We start from the raw sequence: 18,310 nt of genomic DNA, 5'->3' as shown, positions 1-18,310 counted from the left end.
GCTGCCATGTCCGCCCCGAGCATGACCCTCTACCACAACCCGTTGTCGCCCTTCGTTCGCAAAGTCATGGTGCTGCTGCACGAGACCGGTCAGCAAGACCGCGTCGCCCTGCAAAACTGTGTGCTGACCCCGGTTGCCCCGGACCTGCCCCTGATCGATGACAACCCGCTGAGCAAAATCCCGGCCCTGCGCCTGGCCGACGGCAACGTCATCCATGACAGCCGGGTGATTCTCGACTACCTCGACCACCAACACGTCGGCAACCCGCTGATTCCCCGCGAAGGCTCGGCCCGCTGGCGTCGCCTGACCCTGGCCTCCCTGGCCGACGGGATCATGGACGCTGCGGTGCTGGTGCGTTACGAAGTCGCCCTGCGCGCCCCGGAAAAACACTGGGACGAATGGCTCGATGGCCAACGCGACAAGATCCGCCGCGCCTTGGCGTTGCTGGAAAAAGACGCGATTGCCGAGCTGACCAGCCATTTCGATGTAGCGGCGATCAGTGTGGCGTGTGCGTTGGGTTACGTGGATTTGCGCCATCCGGATCTGGGATGGCGCGAGATGAATCCGAAGCTGGCGGACTGGTATTTTGAGGTGAGCCAGCGGCCTTCGATGGTGGCGACGATGCCGAAGGGCTAGATTTTCGCTGACTGTTCCGGCCTCTTCGCGAGCAAGCCCGCTCCCACATTTTGATCTGTGGTGTGTATAAATTCTGTGCACACTGGAGATCCACTGTGGGAGCGAGCCTGCTCGCGATGGCACCACACCGGATCTACCGGAAACAACCCAAAAATCAGCGTCACCAACACCTCCCCCTCCCGCTGATCCTCACGCAACCCCAACGAACGGCTCATTCCACCACCCCGATATCGAACTCCAGCGGCTTGGCTGTCTTCTGCCCGATCCCGTACCAATCCAGCTTGCGGGTCAGCACCATAAACACGCCCAGCAACCCGAACAGCAGCAACGACCCCATCAACAGCGCGTAATCCTCGGCGCTCAACAAGCCATAGAGCAGGCCATACAACGCCGCCAATCCTGCCGAAAAACTCAAGCCGTGGTGCACGCTGCGCAGCACGTGGCAGACATAGAAACCGATCAACAACACGCAGCCGCTGGCCGACAACAGATACGCCAGGGCAAAACCGATGTGCTCGGACAACGACAGCAACAGCAGATAAAAGAACGCCAGTGCCACGCCCACCAACGCGTATTGCACCGGGTGCACCGCCAGGCTCTTCAGGACTTCGAAGAGGAAGAAACCGGCGAAGGTCAGGACGATGAACAGCAGTGCGTATTTGATCGCCCGGTCGCTTTTCAGGTACTGGTCCACCGGGTCGATGAAGCTCACGCCGAAGCTGCGGCCGCTGAACGCGTCACAGTCGCCGCCGGACACGCAACTGCTCAGCGCTTCTTGCAGGTTGGTGGAGAAAAACGAGGTCTGCCAATTCGCGGTAAAGCCCTGATCGGAGACTTCGCGTTGGGTCGGCAGGTAGTTACCGATGAAGCTCGGATGCGGCCAGTTGGCGGCCAGCGAGACTTTGCTGGTCTTGCCCACCGGGAGAACCTGCAACTGGCCGGTGCCTTGCAAACGCAGGTCGAAACCGAAGGCCAGTTCCGTGGCCTGACGTGGGTCAAGCGCCGGCAGCGTCACGTGCACACCTTCGCCCAACCAGCCCACCTGACTGCCGGGGATGAAGTCCAGGCGCTGGTCATTGAGTTCCAGTTTCAATGCATTCTCGATGCCGCGAATGTCGCTGATCCCGACGGCGAGAAATGGCTGATCGAACTGGTAGTCGGCGAAATCTTCCTTGATGCCCAGTTGCGCCGGCACCGAGAAGTGTCCGCTGATGCGGTTGTCGGCGTGGAACAGCCGCGCCTCGTAGATGCCCCGGGAACGCAGCTCGGTCTGGACCTGCCCGTCGAGTTCGAAACGCTCCGGCAGGAAGTACAAACGGCCGCGCTCTTCGCCGATGTCCTGGTAACGCTCGTTGGTTTTTTCGTTGAGCTTCCAGGTGCGCACCACTTTGCGATAAGGCACCACCATCAACGGCCCGCTCAGGCGCTGGCTGTAGCTGGAACTGCGCGCAATGTCTTCGAGCACACCGTCGCGCAGTTCCTGGCGCTCCTGGATCACGCCGTTGATCATCAGCAACGGGATCAGCAACAACAGAATCAGCAGGGCAATGGCCCCGAGTTTTATGGTCAGATTTCGGTTCATGGGACTCTCCCTGTTTGGATGGGGAGAGTCTGGGATGGGTATGTGGGGGTTTTGTGGGGGGAGTATGGAGATTATGTGGAGACTGGGCCGTCCCCATCGCCGGCAAGCCGGTCTCGTTCCCACAGGTTCAACGCAAGCCCATGTGGGAGCGAGACCGGCTTGCCGGCGATTGGCCGCGACTCGGTTTTATGCCAGCCGCAACGTCACTTCAACACCACCCTCGACATTGCCAATGCTCAATGTCCCGCCATGCAGCTTCACCACTTCCTCTACAAAATTGAGCCCCAACCCTGTGCTCTTGCGCCCACTGTCCGGACGCGGCAACGAATAGAAGCGCTCACTCAATCGCGGCAACGCGTATTCGGGAATCGCTTCGGCCTGATTGAACAGTTTGAACTCAATCTGTTCGCCAATCCGCTTGGCGCTGAATCGCAGCACGCCATTCACCGGCGTGAAATCCAGCGCATTTTCCAGCAGATTACCCAGCGCCTGACGCAACAGAAAGGGTTCACCGGTCAACGCCAGATCCCCTGGGATCGCCTGCTCCACGCGTAACCGTTTGCCTTCGATGCGCCCGGCCTGAGCACTCAGCAGCTCATCGACCAAACCCGCCAACGGCACGGCCACCCGCTCTTCCAAGCCTTGGCGCTGCTCAACCTGCGCCAGGTTCAGCAACCGTTCGATCAACTGCTGCATCCGCACGCTTTCGCTGTCAATGTTGCTGACGAAACGCTGCCGTTGCGCCAACGGCATCTCCCCTTGCAGCAATTCCGCCGCACCACGAATCGCCGCCAGCGGGCTTTTCAATTCATGGGTCAATGTGTGCACGTAACGCTCAACGTAGGCCTTGCCTTCGAGCTGCGTGCGCATCTGTTCCACAGCAGTCGCCAGTTGCTCCAGCTCGCCACCGCGATAGTGCGGAACCTCGACTCGCCGGCCTTCACTCACGGCTTTCGCATAAGCGGTCAAGCGCCGCAGCGCTGCGCTCAGCCACCACGACAGCAACGCGCCAAACAGCAAGCCGAGGCCGATCAACCCGGCGCCATACGCGAGCAATCGGCGCTCGGTGCGATCGACGTAAGGCTGCAACGAGCTATTGGGTTTGGCCACGGTGACCACGCCGATGATCTGTCCGTTGTCGCGGATCGGCGCGCCAACGTGCATCACCGAAGAGCTGGCATCGTTCGGATCACTGCGACTGGAGCGGGCGCCGTATTCACCGCGCAAAGTCAGCAGAACATCGTTCCAGCGCGAGTAATTCTGACCCACCGCCACACCGCTGGAATCCAGCACCACGATGCCCTTGGCGTCGGTGACGTAGATGCGGTGGTTGACCTGATTTTTCGGCAACCCCCAGATGCTCGCCTTCGGTTGCCGCTCGCCATAGGCCTTGAGCAATTCGGGCCAGCGGTTCTGATTGAGCGTGCCGGCCTTGAAATCATCGCGCAGGATTTCGGCCATCAGGTTGGCGGTATCGACCAGGGTTTCTTCGGTGGACTGACGCACACCGGGGCGGATTTCCTCCATCACGGTGTTGAGCACGAAGTAACCGGTCAGGCCGATGAACAGCACATAGACCAGGAATATCCGGATCCCCAAGGGCATCAGCTGTGCCCCGGACTGTAGCTGTAACCGAGGCCGCGATGGGTCTGGATCGGTTCGGCATCAGCCTTCACCAGACGCAATTTGGCGCGCACGCTCTTGATGTGGCTGTCGATGCTGCGCTCATACCCGGCGTCGGCGGCGACGCCCAGCGCATCGAGCAACTGCTCGCGGCTGAACACGCGTTCGGGTTGTTCCAACAGGCATTGCAGCAGACGGAATTCGTGGCGGGTGAGGCTCAGCAACTGGCCGCGATAGCAGATCTGTACCCGCTCGCTGTCGATGCGAAACAGCGCAGAGCCAGCGTCGGGCACTGCACGCGGCGCCATGCGCTTGAGAATGGCCCGCACGCGCGCGGCCACTTCCCGTGGGCTGAACGGCTTGACCACATAATCGTCGGCACCGATTTCCAGGCCCACGACACGGTCGATTTCCGCATCACGCGCGCTGAGGAAAATCACCGGCACTTCACTGAAACGGCGCAGTTGCTTGCAGGTTTCGAAGCCGCTGATATCCGGCAGGCCGATGTCGAGAATGATCAGGTCGGCCGGCGTCTGCCGCTGATGGTCCAGCGCGGCGGCGCCAAGGCTCAGCCACGTCGTGGTGAACCCTTCGCCCTGCAAGGCGAAAATCAGGGTGTCGGCAATCGCCGCTTCGTCTTCGACAATCAGGATATGAGGCATGGCGTCCGAGCCCGGCAGTTGAGTGGGCGAACGGTGCCCCATGCCTCACGTCACGTCAATGAGACCACTTGAAATCAGCAGTCGGGCTTGTCCGCCGTAAAACGTCGCGCCGGGTTCACGGCCGCGCCGAATTCACGCAGGGCTTTGGCGCCGATCAGCAGCGGGTAATTGAAGCTGCTGCGGTCGGTGAGGTTGACCTCGACCGTGCGCTTGACGTTGCCCAGGCACAGTTCCAGATCGACCACCGGGCGCTTGGTGGGCGCCGCTACATCTTCATCCTCGTCCTCTTCGGAGCGGGTCTTGATCTTGCTGATCCGCGCGACCTTGTGTTCGTAGACCTTGTTGCTCGCGTCTTTGGTGGCGAGGCGGAAGCGCACCCATTCATCGCCGTCGCGGGTGAAGGTTTCGATGTCCTTGGCCGACAGCGAAGCGGTCAGGGCGCCGGTGTCCATTTTGGCCTTGAGCACTTCACCGCCGATTTCCGGCAGCGCAATGTATTCGTAGCGCCCGTACAGGGTCGGCTCGGCGGCCAGGACCGGCAGGGCCACGAGGGAAAGCAATGCGAGGAGGGATTTCACGTAAGGGGCATCCTGGGAAAGTGGGCAGCGGAATTTTAGACCGTCGGTGAGCAATTCGTTCGTTCTTAAGATCGCTTCGCGGGCAAGCCTCGCTCCTACAAGGCCTGCGCCATTCCTGTAGGAGCGAGGCTTGCCCGCGAAGAGGCCGTAACAATCGCCACAGTTCCAGCATACCCACGCAACCGTGAAACATTCGTTCCCCCCGATTTGGCCTGTCGCCCGAAGCTGCTTATCATGGCGCGCCCAAACGCTTTCAAGAGTTACTTATGCGCCGCCTGCTCACCGGCTGTTTCGTTACCCTGCTGCTGTTGCTCAACACCCTGGTCCTGTTCGGACCGCTGATGGTGTTTGCCCTGCTCAAACTGGTCCTGCCCGGCCGCTTGCGTGATTACGCATCAGCTGCAGTGATGTGGATCGCCGAGACCTGGGCCGAGATCGACAAGCTGATCTTCCGTCTGTGCATCCCCACGCAATGGGACGTGCGAGGCGGCGATGACCTGCGGGTCGACACGTCGTACCTGGTGATCAGCAACCACCAAACCTGGGTGGACATTCCGGCACTGATCCAGACCCTCAACCGGCGCACGCCGTTCTTCAAGTTCTTCCTCAAGAAAGAACTGATTTGGGTGCCATTCCTGGGCCTGGCGTGGTGGGCGCTGGATTACCCGTTCATGAAGCGTTACACCAAGGCGTTTCTGGAGAAGAACCCGACGCTTGCCGGCAAGGACCTGGAGATCACCAAAGCGGCGTGCGAACTGTACAAGCGCCAGCCGGTGACGGTGGTCAATTACCTGGAAGGCACCCGGTTCACGGCGGCGAAAAGCACTCAGCAGCAGTCACCGTTCACCCATTTGCTCAAGCCCAAGGCTGGCGGCGTGGCGTTTGTGCTGGCGGCAATGGGTGAACAGCTGGACGCCATTCTCGATGTGACGGTGGTGTATCCGCAGCAGAAGATTCCGGGGTTTTGGGATTTGATCAGCGGCAACGTGCCGAGGGTCATCATCGACATCAAGACCCGCGAACTCGACCCAGCGCTGTGGCAGGGCGATTACGAGAACGATCCGGTGTTTCGCGAAACGGTCCAGAACTGGGTCAACCAGCTCTGGATCGAGAAGGACCGGCGCATCGACGCCTTGCGCGTCGAGCGCCGCTGAATCAGGTGCCGGCGCCCCAGATCCCGCCCAGGTTCTGCAGCAGCGAACCGGCGACGCCCTGCTGACCGAGGTATTGCAGAATCAGCGGGGCAAACTGACCGATCATGCCGCTTTCCATGCCCAATGCGCTGAACGCATTGTTCAGGTCATTGGTGTCCTTGACGTTGCCCAAGACATTGTCCAGCCCGGCCACCTTGCCGGACGAACCGAGCAAACCGGCGATGGCCCCCAGTTCACCGCCGCCGGACAGCATGTCGATGCCCGGTACGCTTTGGGCCAGTTCCGAATAGTCGGTTGAACTCAATTGATTCTTCGCCAGGCCGAGCATCGCTCCGGTACCGCCAAGCAATTGTTGTGGCGTCAGGTTCAACTCGCTGAGCGCACCCAGCAGATCGGCTGTTTCAGCAGTCGGCGCTGCCGCTGTGGTGGCGTTATCGTCTTTCATGCCGGAAATGGCACTGGCTGCATCGCTCAAGCTGAACTGCGCGAAGACCGGACTGGCCGCCAGAGTCATGAGCGATGCCAGTACAAAACCACGTGAAAACTTCATCCAGACATCCTCTTGCGCCATGAAAACCGCCCGGCAATGGGCGGAAAAACCTGCCGATTTGACTCGGCTTCTGCCGGCATGTTCCTCAGCGCTACGCCCATTTTGAGCCCGTTCGTCACTGGACAGATGGATGACTCAAACAAAAACGGCGACCCGAGGGTCGCCGTTTTGTATTGCGTGAAGCCTTATGCCGCGCTGAACAGTTTGTGTGGATCGATCACAAACTTCTTCGGTACGCCTGCATCGAACTCACCGTAGCCCTGAGGTGCTTGATCCAGGCTGATCACCTGAACGCCCACCACTTCGGCGATGTTGATGCGGTCCCACATGATCGCCTGCATCAGCTGGCGGTTGTACTTCATCACCGGGGTCTGGCCGGTGTGGAAGCTGTGGGATTTGGCCCAGCCCAAACCGAAGCGAATGCTCAGGCTGCCCATTTTCGCGGCCGCGTCCACGGCACCCGGGTCTTCAGTCACGTACAGGCCTGGGATACCGATTTTGCCGGCTACCCGAACCACGCCCATCAACGAGTTGAGCACGGTGGCCGGAGCCTCGTGCTTCACGCCGTCATGGCCGTGACCACGCGCTTCGAAGCCCACGGCGTCGATGGCGCAATCCACTTCTGGCTCGCCCAGCAATGCGGCGATTTGTTCGTGCAGTGGGGTGTCCAGGGACAGGTCGGCGATTTCAAAGCCCTGCGCCTTGGCGTGCGCCAGGCGAACGGTGTTGACGTCACCGACGATGACCACTGCCGCACCCAGCAGGCGAGCGGAAGCGGCAGCCGCCAGACCAACCGGACCGGCACCGGCGATGTACACCGTGCTGCCTGGGCCAACGCCGGCAGTCACTGCGCCGTGGTAGCCGGTCGGCAGGATGTCGGAGAGGCAGGTCAGGTCGCGGATTTTTTCCATCGCGCGATCGCGGTCGGGCAGTTTCAGCAGGTTGAAGTCAGCGTACGGCACCATCGCGTACTCAGCCTGGCCGCCGGTCCAGTCGCCCATGTCGACGTAACCGTAAGCACCGCCCGGACGTGCCGGGTTAACGCTGAGGCAGACGCCGGTGTGCATTTCCTTGCAGGAACGGCAGCGCCCGCAAGCCACGTTGAACGGAACGGACACCAGGTCGCCGATCTGCAGGTTCTCGACGTCGCTGCCCTTCTCGATCACTTCACCGGTGATTTCGTGACCCAGTACCAGACCGGTTTGAGCAGTGGTACGACCGCGCACCATGTGCTGGTCGGAACCACAGATGTTGGTGGAAACCACGCGCAGGATAACGGCGTGGTTGATCTTCCTGCCACGCGGGTCCTGCATTTTCGGATAGTCGATTTTCTGTACTTCGACCTTGCCAGCGCCGAGATACACCACACCACGATTGCCAGACATGCTTTCACCTCGCTGTTGTTTTTATGTAATAGCCGCGTCGCCCAGGATCGGCGGCGCGTTGATTGCTCGGGTTATTGCCTGTGTGTCTTGTGTTGTTTGTTATGGCCCCTTCGCGGGCAAGTCGGGATGCCGCACCACTCGCTCCTACAAGGGCAACTCGCTCACCTGTAGGAGCGAGGCTTGCCCGCGAAGGCGATCTAAAGAACGACGGTGCGATTGGCGTTCAAAAACACCCGTCTTTCGATGTGATACCCAACCGCCCGCGCCAACGTCAGCCCCTCGATATCCCGCCCCTTGGCGATCAAATCTTCCGGGTAATGACTGTGGTCCACCACCTCCACGCCCTGGGCGATGATCGGGCCTTCGTCCAGGTCGTTGTTGATGTAATGCGCCGTGGCGCCGACCAGTTTCACGCCCTTGTTGTAGGCCTGGTGATACGGCTTGGCGCCTTTGAAACCGGGCAGCAGGGAGTGGTGAATATTGATCGCCTTGCCATCGAGTTTGCGGCACAGCTCCGGCGACAACACCTGCATGTAGCGCGCAAGGATCACCAGCTCGGCACCGGATTCTTCGATCACCTGCAACACCTGGCGCTCTTGCGACGGTTTGTCGTTCGGGTCGAGCGGGAAGTGGTAGTACGGAATCTGGTGCCAGTCGGCCAACGGCTTGAGGTCCGGGTGGTTGGAAACCACAGCGGCGACGTCCATCGACAACTGGCCGATGCGTTGGCGGTAGAGCAAATCATTGAGGCAGTGATCGGCCTTGGAGACCATGATCACCACTTTCGGGCGGTGATGCGGCGGGGTCAGCTCGAAGATCATGCCGAACGCCTGGCCACGCTCTTCCAGCCCTGCGCGGAAGGCTTGTTCGTCGAAACCGTCAGGCTGACGGAATTCCACGCGAATGAAGAAACGACCCGAGAGCCGGTCATCGAACGAATGGTGCTCGGTGACGTAGCAGCCCTGCTCGAACAGAAAGCGGGTCACCGCGTCCACGGTGCCGAGGACGCTTGGGCAGTCGGCGGTCAGAATCCATGTGTCTGGGGCGCGGCTCATAGTGCGGTGACTCCTGTTGTTATGGGCAACCGCTGCGCGGTTGATCGCCGGCAAGCCGGCTCCTACATTTGGAATGCATCTCCCTGTAGGAGCGAGGCTTGCCCGCGAAGGCAATCTCAGGCCTGAACGCTAAGCCCGTACTCGGCCGCCGCATCCTGCAACCACAACCACCAGTAATCCGAGAAGCTGCGACGGATCAGCAGTTCCCAGGTGTCTTCGGCGGTGTGGCGGATCACCAGTTGCGATTTGGCAAACACGGTGCCGACAGCCTTGCCGACCGGGAAGCTGTTGGGGTGTACGTCGTAGCTGGTGGACTTCATCAGCACCTGGCGCACGTTCGGACCGCTCAGTTCGAGGATCTGCTGGCCACCGCTGACGTTGACGATCTGGATGTGCAGGTCGCCCAGCGCTTCACGGAGCTTTTTCTCGGCGGCAAATTCTTCGCCGGTCGGCACGATCAGCAAATACTCATCCGGCCCCATCCATTGCAGGCTGGTTTCGCCCTTGACGATGACGGTCAGCGCGCTCGGCAATTCGATGCCCAGGGCCTTGTGCACGCCAGCGGCGAACGCGGCATCGTGGCCATCGCCACGGATGGTCAGGTGGCCGAGGAGTTTTTTCTCACGCACGATCACGCCGGCGTTTTTGCGACCCTTGCCGACCAGGCTGGCGAGGTCGGCATGATGCAGCGACGACTCGGCCTTGGCCCCGGTGGTTGGGCGTTGTTGGTAAACATTGGCTGCGGTCATAAAGCACCTGTTCCTGAAGTTCTTGCATCTCACCTGTGGGAGCGAGGCTTGCCCGCGAAGGCATCGACTCGGTTTTACTGAGGCACCGCGTCATCGTTCTTCGCGGGCAAGCCTCGCTCCTACAGGGGCTGTGGTGTCAGATGTTCTGGCGATCGCCTTTCGGATCGAAGAACACCGAAGAAACGATTTCCGCCTCGATCACGCTGCCATCGGCCAGCGGAGCGAATACGCGCTCGCCGATCCGCTTCAAGCCGCCCTTGACCACGCCCATGGCAAACGAATAGCCGAGGGAGTTGTGCAGGTAGCTGGAGGTGACGTGACCGACCATCGTCATCGGGATCGTCTGCTTGGTGTTGAACACCAGTTGCGCACCTTCCGGCAGCCATTTGGTCGGATCGATCGGCTTCAGGCCCACCAGTTGTTTACGTTGATCACGCACGCAGTCTTCGCGATTCATGCCACGCCAGCCGATCCACGAGAACGGTTTGGTGCGACCGACACACCAGCCCATGTTCAGGTCGTCCGGGGTCATCGAGCTGTCAGTGTCCTGACCGACGATGATGAAGCCCTTCTCCGCACGCAGGATGTGCATGGTTTCGGTGCCGTACGGCGTCAGGTTGTACTGCTTGCCGGCCTCGGCGATTTTTTCGAGCACGCCCATGGCGTAGTCGGCTTGCACGTTGACTTCGTACGACAGCTCACCGGTAAACGAGATCCGGAACACCCGCGCCGGCACACCGCCGACCAGGCCTTCTTTCCAGGTCATGAACGGGAAGGCTTCGTTGCTCAGGTCGATGTCGGTGACTTCGCTGAGCAGCTTGCGGCTGTTCGGCCCGGACAAGGTCATGGTTGCCCAGTGATCCGTCACGGAAGTGAAGTACACCTTCAGCTCTGGCCATTCGGTCTGTGAGTAGATTTCCAGCCATTGCAGCACGCGTGCAGCGCCGCCGGTGGTGGTGGTCATCACGAAATGGTTGTCGGCGAGGCAAGCGGTGACGCCGTCGTCGAAGACCATGCCGTCTTCTTTGCACATCAGGCCATAACGCGCCTTGCCCACGTCGAGCTTGGTCCAGGCGTTGGTGTAGACGCGGTTGAGGAACTCACGCGCATCCGGGCCTTGAATGTCGATCTTGCCGAGGGTCGACGCATCCAGCAGGCCGACGCTGTCGCGCACGGCTTTGCATTCGCGTTTCACGGCGGCGTGAATGTCTTCACCGTTTTTCGGGAAGTACCAAGGACGTTTCCACTGACCGACGTCTTCGAATTCGGCGCCATTCTTCACGTGCCAGTGATGCAGCGCAGTGAAGCGTACAGGTTCGAAGATGTGCCCACAGTGACGGCCGGCCACGGCGCCGAAAGTCACCGGCGTGTAGTTCGGACGGAACATGGTGGTGCCCATCTGCGGGATGGTCACGTTCAGCGAACGGGCGGCGATGGCCAGGCCGTTGACGTTGCCGAGCTTGCCCTGGTCAGTGCCGAAGCCCAGTGCGGTGTAGCGTTTGACGTGCTCGACCGACTCGAAGCCCTCGCGGGTCGCCAGTTCAATGGCGGCGGCGGTGACGTCGTTTTGCAGGTCGACGAATTGCTTCGGCGCACGTGCGGTGTTCTTTTCGTGCGGCACCTGGAACAGCGCCAACGTAGGCTCTTCCAGGCGGCTCAGGGCTTTCGGCAAGGAGCCTTCGACCACACTGAAACCGGCTTCGCTGGCTGCGCGAGCGCCGCCTTCAAAACCGTCGGCCAGCGAATCGCCGAGGCCGTAGACGCCGTTGATGCCACCGACGCACACGCGTTTCTGCGGTGCTTCGCCCGGTACGAAACCGAGGATGTCTTCACGCCAGATTGGCTTGCCACCCAAGTGCGAAGCCAGGTGAACCACCGGGCTGTAACCGCCGGAACTGGCAACCAGGTCGCATTCGAGCCACTCGCCAGGGCTGGTCACGGCGTGGGCTTTGACGTCGATCGCGGCAACGCGAGCGGCGGTCACGTGCTTGCTGCCACGGGCCTCGATCACGGCGCTGCCGGTCAGGATGCGAATGCCTTTGGCACGGGCTTCTTCAACCAGTGCACCACGCGGATTGCTGCGGGCGTCGGCGATGGCCACCACTTGCAGACTGGCGTCGAGCCAATCCAGTGCAACGCGGTAGGCGTGATCGTTGTTGGTCGACAGCACCAGTTTTTTACCCGGTGCCACGCCGTAGCGACGGACGTAAGTCGACACAGCGCCGGCGAGCATGTTGCCCGGCACGTCGTTGTTGCCGTAGACCAGTGGACGCTCGTGAGCGCCGGTCGCCAGCACCACACGCTTGGCGCGAACCCGGTGGATGCGCTGACGCACCTGGCCAATCGGGGCGCGGTCGCCGAGGTGATCGGTCAGGCGCTCGTGAATGGTCAGGAAGTTATGGTCGTGGTAGCCGTTGACCGTGGCGCGCGGCAACAGCAGCACGTCCGGGGTGTTCTTCAGTTCGTCGAGGACGCTGGCGACCCATTCCACGGCAGGTTTGCCGTCGAGGCTTTCGCGGGAGTCGAGCAGGCTGCCGCCGAACTCTTCCTGCTCATCGGCCAGAATGACGCGAGCACCGCTGCGAGCGGCTGCCAAAGCAGCGGCCAGGCCAGCCGGGCCACCGCCGACGATCAGCACGTCGCAGTGCTGGTTCATGTAGTCGTAGGTGTCCGGATCGTTCTCGGTCGGCGAGCGGCCAAGACCGGCAGCCTTACGAATGTACTTCTCGTAAGTCATCCAGAACGATTGCGGGTACATGAAGGTTTTGTAGTAGAAGCCCGGTGGCATCAGCTTGCCGCCGACCTTGCCGAGAATCCCCATCATGTCGTTGTTCACGCTCGGCCAGCCGTTGGTGCTGGTGGCGACCAGGCCCTGATACAGCGCTTGTTGCGTGGCGCGTACGTTCGGGATTTGCGTGGCTTCGGTCGCGCCGATCTGCAGCACGGCGTTCGGCTCTTCGGCACCGGCGGCGAAGATGCCGCGCGGACGGGAATACTTGAAGCTGCGACCGATGATGTCGACGCCGTTGGCCAGCAGTGCAGCGGCCAGGGAATCGCCTTCAAAGCCTTTGTAGGTCTGGCCGTTGAAGGTGAAGCTCAGCACTTTGTTGCGGTCGATCCGTCCGCCGTTGGACAGGCGATTGATCTGGCTCATACCTTCTCTCCCAGAGCCGTCGTAGCCGCTTTCGAGCTATCGGTCTTGTCGGTGAATTGTGGCTTGGTGCCGATCTTGTAAGTCTCGAGAATCTCGTAGGTCACGGTGTCGCGGGTGACGTTGAAGTACTGACGGCAACCGGCAACGTGATCCCACAGCTCGTGGTGCAGGCCGCGAGGGTTATCGCGGAAGAACATGTAGTCGCCCCACTCCTCGTCGGTGCAGGTGTTCGGATCCAGTGGACGCGGGATGTGCGCCTGGCCGGATGCGTGGAATTCCTCTTCAGAGCGCAGCTCGCCGCAGTGAGGACAGAAGATATGCAACATGGGGATTTCTCCTGTTAGTGGGCAACCGCAGCAGCGCCGTGTTCATCGATCAACGCACCGTTGTGGAAACGGTCGATGGAGAAAGGTGCGGCCAATGGGTGCATTTCACCCTTGGCCAGGCTCGCGGCAAACACGTTGCCCGAGCCAGGTGTTGCCTTGAAGCCACCGGTGCCCCAACCGCAGTTGAAGAACATGTTCGGGACCGGGGTTTTCGAGATGATCGGGCAGGCATCCGGCGTGGTGTCGACGATGCCGCCCCACTGCCGGTTCATGCGTACGCGGGACAACACCGGGAACATCTCGACGATGGCCTGGATGGTGTGCTCGATCACCGGGTACGAACCACGCTGGCCGTAGCCGTTGTAGCCGTCGATACCGGCGCCGATCACCAGGTCGCCCTTGTCGGACTGGCTGATGTAACCGTGTACGGCGTTGGACATGATCACGCTGTCGATAATCGGCTTGATCGGCTCGGACACCAGCGCTTGCAGCGGGTGGGATTCGATCGGCAGACGGAAACCGGCGAGTTTGGCCATGTGCCCGGAGTTACCGGCGGTGACCACGCCGACGCGCTTGGCGCCGATGAAGCCCTTGTTGGTTTCAACGCCGATGCACACACCGTTTTCCTTGCGGAAACCGATCACTTCGGTCTGCTGGATCAGGTCCACGCCGAGTGCGTCAGCGGCACGGGCAAAGCCCCATGCCACGGCATCGTGACGGGCGACGCCGCCGCGGCGCTGGACGGTAGCGCCCATCACCGGGTAGCGAGTGTTCTTCGAGCAGTCGAGGTACGGAATCTCGTCCGCTACTTGCTTGGCATCGAGCAGTTCGCCGTCCACGCCGTTGAGGCGGTTGGCGCTGACCCGACGCTCGGAATCACGAATGTCCTGCAGGGTGTGGCACAGGTTGTAGACGCCGCGCTGGGAGAACATCACGTTGTAGTTCAGGTCCTGGGACAGGCCTTCCCACAGTTTCATCGCGTGTTCGTACAGGTGCGCCGACTCGTCCCACAGGTAGTTGGAGCGAACGATGGTGGTGTTGCGCGCGGTGTTACCGCCGCCCAGCCAGCCTTTTTCGACCACGGCCACGTTGGTGATGCCGTGTTCCTTGGCCAGGTAGTAAGCCGTGGCGAGACCATGCCCGCCACCGCCGACGATGACCACGTCATAGACCTTTTTAGGGGTCGGCGTGCGCCACATTTTCTGCCAGTTTTCATGATGGCTGAGGGAGTGTTTGAAGAGGCCGAAGCCCGAGTAGCGTTGCATAGTCATTTACTCCAAAACCGCGCTCAGCGATAAACCGGGAAGTCCGCGCACAGGGCCGACACTTGCTGCGCGACGTTCGCTTCGACATCGGCGTCGCCGAGGTTGTCGAGGATGTCGCAGATCCAGCCGGCCAGCGTGACGCACTGGGTCACCTTGAAGCCGCGCGTGGTCACCGCAGGGGTGCCGATGCGCAGGCCGGAAGTGACGAACGGCGACTGTGGATCGTTCGGGACAGCGTTCTTGTTCACAGTGATGTGGGCGCGACCGAGTGCTGCATCCGCCTCTTTGCCGGTGAGACCCTGACGAATCAGGCTGACCAGGAACAGGTGGTTATCGGTGCCGCCGGACACTACATCGTAGCCGCGTTTGATAAATACGCCGGCCATGGCCTGGGCGTTATCGATCACTTGTTGCTGGTAAGCCTTGAAACCTGGCTCCAGCGCTTCCTTGAAGCACACCGCTTTACCGGCGATGACGTGCATCAGCGGGCCGCCCTGGGCACCCGGGAACACGGCAGCGTTGAGCTTCTTCTCGATTTCTTCGTTGGCCTTGGCCAGGATCAGGCCGCCACGCGGACCGCGCAGGGTCTTGTGGGTGGTGGTGGTCACCACGTCGGCGTACGGCAGCGGGTTCGGGTACAGGCCGGCAGCGACCAGACCGGCAACGTGGGCCATGTCGACGAACAGCAGCGCACCGACCTTGTCCGCGATCTGACGGAAGCGTGGGAAGTCGAGGGTCTTGGAGTAAGCCGAGAAGCCGGCAACGATCATTTTCGGCTTGCACTCGACGGCCAGGCGCTCGACTTCGTCGTAGTCGATCAGACCGGTCTTGGTGTCGATGCCGTACTGCACGGCGTTGTACAGCTTGCCCGAAGACGAAACCTTGGCGCCGTGGGTCAGGTGACCGCCGTGGGCCAGGCTCATGCCCAGAATGGTGTCGCCGGCTTGCAGCAGGGCCAGGTAAACGGCGCTGTTGGCCGAAGAACCGGAGTGCGGCTGCACGTTGGCGTAATCGGCGCCGAACAGTTGCTTGGCGCGTTCGATGGCCAGCGCTTCAACCTTGTCGACGTGCTCGCAGCCACCGTAGTAGCGCTTGCCCGGATAGCCTTCGGCGTATTTGTTGGTCAGGCCGCTGCCCTGCGCTTCCATGACGCGTTTGCTGGTGTAGTTCTCGGACGCGATCAGCTCGATGTGATCTTCCTGGCGTTGCTCCTCGGCATTCATCGCCGCCAGCAGTGCATCGTCGTAACCTTTGATCTGGTCTTGCTTGCTGAACATCGCGTCTCTCCCAGCGGCATCTGTGCGCCATTCGTCTCGGTAAGGCACGGCGTTTCGGCAGTGCCCTTTGATAGCGATGGTATGACCGGCGCAGACAGGTCAAATGCCTACGGACGCCACGCAAAGGTGCGTTTACGACATAGACCGAAATGGCTGAACGAACACGATCCTTGAACCAGTAGAGATCCCTGTGGGAGTGAGCCTGCTCGCGATAGCGGCCTTACATTCAACATTGATGTCGACTGACCCGCCGCCATCGCGAGCAGGCTCGCTCCTACAGGGGTTAGGTGACGATTTGACGGACGAGTAGCAGCAGCAGGAAATGCAGCGGATAAAGGGCATACGCCCAACGCCGCATCGGTGGTGGCGTTATTTGTCGCGTATGTCGCAACAGGAACATTCCCAACAGCGGTGCGACCAAGCAAGTGGCAATGCCGAGGATCGCCGCACTGTTACCCAACCGGGCGGAGTAATACAGCACCTCCCACTGATTGGCGGCCAGACAGATCAACCCCGGCAACAGGCTGAAATACCAGGGCCGCTTGACCACCAGCAACATCGCCAGCGGCAACAACACACCAAAAACGCCGAACATCAGGTATTCCGTGAACACCGCTGCCAGCACTAAGACAGCAACCGCAAGCAGGCGCGATGGCAGCGTCTTTTGTTGCCAGCCACGCGCGACCAACAGCCCAAGCGCCAGCGTAGGCAGCACGTTCAAGGTGTCGGGATCGGGGATGAACATCCTGTAAGGGATTTCGCTGATAGCACTAAACAGAATCAACCAGCCCAGATACCGCCATTGATGTGTGACTTGTCGTGAACGCGACAGGTTCGCCGCCATTGCCAGACAAAACCACGGAAACGCCAGTCGTCCGGGCACATACAGCAGATCGAGGGAATAACCGACATATCGCAGGTGATCGAGCACCATGCTCAACAGCGCCAGCCACTTGAGCAGATCCAGTGCCCCATCCCGTTGAGTCATGTGCATAATCGCCCGTCGTCTTTGTATTTTTCTGTCAGACGCATCCTGTGTGCTCGCCGGATGATCTTCGGTAAAGTGCGCACCATCATTGACCACGAGACGCTTCACCATAAGCGTCCCGACCACGGAAAGCAGGGCCATGACCGATAAGAGCCAACAATTCGCCAGCGACAACTATTCCGGTATCTGCCCTGAAGCCTGGGCGGCGATGGAACAGGCCAACCACGGCCACCAGCGCGCCTACGGCGACGATGAATGGACCGCTCGCGCGTCCGATGATTTCCGCAAACTGTTCGAAACCGACTGCGAAGTGTTCTTCGCCTTCAACGGCACCGCCGCCAACTCCCTGGCCTTGTCGTCGCTGTGCCAGAGTTACCACAGCGTGATCTGCTCGGAAACCGCCCACGTCGAAACCGACGAATGCGGCGCGCCGGAATTCTTTTCCAACGGCTCCAAGCTGCTGGTCGCTCGCACCGAGAACGGCAAGCTGACCCCGGAATCGATCCGCGAAGTGGCCCTCAAGCGCCAGGACATTCACTACCCGAAACCGCGCGTCGTGACCCTGACCCAGGCCACCGAAGTCGGCAGCGTCTACACCCCGGAAGAAATCCGCGCCATCAGCGCCACCTGCAAAGAACTCGGCCTGAACCTGCACATGGACGGCGCGCGCTTCTCCAACGCCTGCGCATTCCTCGGCTGCACACCGGCCGACCTGACCTGGAAGGCTGGTGTTGACGTGCTGTGCTTCGGCGGCACGAAAAACGGCATGGCAGTGGGTGAAGCGATTCTGTTCTTCAACCACAAACTGGCCGAAGACTTTGACTACCGCTGCAAGCAGGCCGGGCAACTGGCCTCGAAGATGCGCTTCCTCTCGGCGCCGTGGGTCGGGATTCTGGAAAACGATGCCTGGCTCAAATATGCCCGCCACGCCAACCACTGTGCGCAACTGCTGGCGGAACTGGTCAGCGATATCCAGGGCGTGGAACTGATGTTCCCGGTGCAGGCCAACGGCGTGTTCCTGCAACTCTCGGAACCGGCCATCGCCGCACTGACCGCCAAGGGCTGGCGCTTCTACACCTTCATCGGCAACGGCGGCGCACGTTTCATGTGCTCCTGGGACACCGAGGAAGAACGCGTACGTGAATTGGCAGCGGATATTCGCGAAGTGATGTCCCGCTAACAACACAAACCCTGTAGGAGCCAGCTTGCTGGCGATCCAGACGACGCGGTGTGCCTGACACACCGTCATCGCCGGCAAGCCGGCTCCTACAAATTCCCGCCCCGCCTGCCATCCTGCGTACGACACAAACCCTGTAGGAGCCAGCT

General features: G+C 60.9%; 16 protein-coding genes. 3 read left to right on the top strand and 13 right to left on the bottom strand.

The window, feature by feature from the left end; translation table 11 throughout:
* The first annotated feature begins 6 nt into the window (after positions 1 to 6).
* Positions 7 to 636: a glutathione S-transferase gene (locus KGB27_RS10165; RefSeq protein WP_223554248.1), complete on the top strand. Its 630-nt coding sequence runs from the start codon at positions 7 to 9 to the stop codon at positions 634 to 636.
* A gap of 211 nt (positions 637 to 847) precedes the next feature.
* Here KGB27_RS10165 and creD read toward each other — a convergent pair whose 3' ends face one another.
* The 4 genes from creD to KGB27_RS10145 all read right to left on the bottom strand — a co-directional run bounded on the left by creD (position 848) and on the right by KGB27_RS10145 (position 5,081).
* Positions 848 to 2,218, bottom strand: a complete 1,371-nt coding sequence (gene creD, locus KGB27_RS10160; RefSeq protein WP_223554246.1) for a cell envelope integrity protein CreD — start codon at positions 2,216 to 2,218, stop codon at positions 848 to 850.
* 186 nt (positions 2,219 to 2,404) lie between these two features.
* Positions 2,405 to 3,823, bottom strand: a complete 1,419-nt coding sequence (creC, locus tag KGB27_RS10155) for a two-component system sensor histidine kinase CreC (RefSeq protein WP_223554244.1) — start codon at positions 3,821 to 3,823, stop codon at positions 2,405 to 2,407.
* The gene (gene creB / locus KGB27_RS10150) at positions 3,823 to 4,503 is read right to left on the bottom strand and encodes a two-component system response regulator CreB (RefSeq protein WP_223554242.1); all 681 of its coding nucleotides are present in this window, start codon (positions 4,501 to 4,503) and stop codon (positions 3,823 to 3,825) included. Before creB ends, creC begins: the two co-directional genes overlap by 1 nt.
* 74 nt (positions 4,504 to 4,577) lie before the next feature.
* Positions 4,578 to 5,081, bottom strand: coding sequence for an ATP-dependent zinc protease (locus KGB27_RS10145; protein WP_223413630.1), 504 nt, complete (start codon positions 5,079 to 5,081; stop codon positions 4,578 to 4,580).
* Between the two features lie 266 nt (positions 5,082 to 5,347).
* On the opposite strand from KGB27_RS10145, the gene KGB27_RS10140 reads away from it, so the two are divergent.
* A complete protein-coding gene (locus tag KGB27_RS10140) occupies positions 5,348 to 6,235 on the top strand; it encodes an acyltransferase (RefSeq protein WP_223554240.1) in 888 nt (295 codons plus the stop codon).
* 1 nt (position 6,236) lies between these two features.
* On the opposite strand, the gene KGB27_RS10135 is transcribed toward KGB27_RS10140, so the two are convergent.
* From KGB27_RS10135 to KGB27_RS10095, 9 genes are all read right to left on the bottom strand, one after another.
* On the bottom strand, positions 6,237 to 6,785 hold the full coding sequence (locus KGB27_RS10135; RefSeq protein WP_192227599.1) for a DUF2780 domain-containing protein: 549 nt from the start codon (positions 6,783 to 6,785) through the stop codon (positions 6,237 to 6,239).
* A 185-nt stretch (positions 6,786 to 6,970) separates the two neighbouring features.
* Complete coding sequence (gene fdhA, locus KGB27_RS10130) at positions 6,971 to 8,170, bottom strand: formaldehyde dehydrogenase, glutathione-independent (protein WP_008035029.1); 1,200 nt, start codon at positions 8,168 to 8,170, stop codon at positions 6,971 to 6,973.
* A gap of 197 nt (positions 8,171 to 8,367) precedes the next feature.
* The gene (gene purU / locus KGB27_RS10125) at positions 8,368 to 9,225 is read right to left on the bottom strand and encodes a formyltetrahydrofolate deformylase (protein WP_008035031.1); all 858 of its coding nucleotides are present in this window, start codon (positions 9,223 to 9,225) and stop codon (positions 8,368 to 8,370) included.
* A gap of 116 nt (positions 9,226 to 9,341) precedes the next feature.
* On the bottom strand, positions 9,342 to 9,974 hold the full coding sequence (locus KGB27_RS10120; protein WP_008035033.1) for a sarcosine oxidase subunit gamma: 633 nt from the start codon (positions 9,972 to 9,974) through the stop codon (positions 9,342 to 9,344).
* Positions 9,975 to 10,110: 136 nt separating this feature from the next.
* A complete protein-coding gene (locus tag KGB27_RS10115; protein WP_008035035.1) occupies positions 10,111 to 13,128 on the bottom strand; it encodes a sarcosine oxidase subunit alpha in 3,018 nt (1,005 codons plus the stop codon).
* Positions 13,125 to 13,454 (bottom strand): sarcosine oxidase subunit delta, encoded by a 330-nt coding sequence (locus KGB27_RS10110; protein WP_008035036.1) that lies wholly within the window; start codon positions 13,452 to 13,454, stop codon positions 13,125 to 13,127. Before KGB27_RS10110 ends, KGB27_RS10115 begins: the two co-directional genes overlap by 4 nt.
* A 14-nt stretch (positions 13,455 to 13,468) precedes the next feature.
* Positions 13,469 to 14,719, bottom strand: a complete 1,251-nt coding sequence (locus KGB27_RS10105; RefSeq protein ID WP_007947735.1) for a sarcosine oxidase subunit beta — start codon at positions 14,717 to 14,719, stop codon at positions 13,469 to 13,471.
* Positions 14,720 to 14,742: 23 nt separating this feature from the next.
* Positions 14,743 to 15,996 (bottom strand): serine hydroxymethyltransferase, encoded by a 1,254-nt coding sequence (gene glyA, locus KGB27_RS10100; protein WP_008035038.1) that lies wholly within the window; start codon positions 15,994 to 15,996, stop codon positions 14,743 to 14,745.
* Between the two features lie 283 nt (positions 15,997 to 16,279).
* Positions 16,280 to 16,990: a TraX family protein gene (locus KGB27_RS10095; protein ID WP_223554259.1), complete on the bottom strand. Its 711-nt coding sequence runs from the start codon at positions 16,988 to 16,990 to the stop codon at positions 16,280 to 16,282.
* A 133-nt stretch (positions 16,991 to 17,123) separates the two neighbouring features.
* Between KGB27_RS10095 and KGB27_RS10090 the strand changes: the two genes are divergently transcribed.
* Positions 17,124 to 18,164 carry a low specificity L-threonine aldolase gene (locus KGB27_RS10090; RefSeq protein WP_008035042.1) on the top strand — a complete coding sequence of 347 codons (1,041 nt, stop codon included), beginning with the start codon at positions 17,124 to 17,126 and terminating at the stop codon, positions 18,162 to 18,164.
* The last annotated feature ends 146 nt before the right edge of the window (positions 18,165 to 18,310 follow it).

Source organism: Pseudomonas sp. BF-R-01 (assembly GCF_019946615.1).
Lineage (GTDB): Bacteria > Pseudomonadota > Gammaproteobacteria > Pseudomonadales > Pseudomonadaceae > Aquipseudomonas > Aquipseudomonas migulae.
This window is presented reverse-complemented; position numbering and strand designations above follow the sequence as displayed.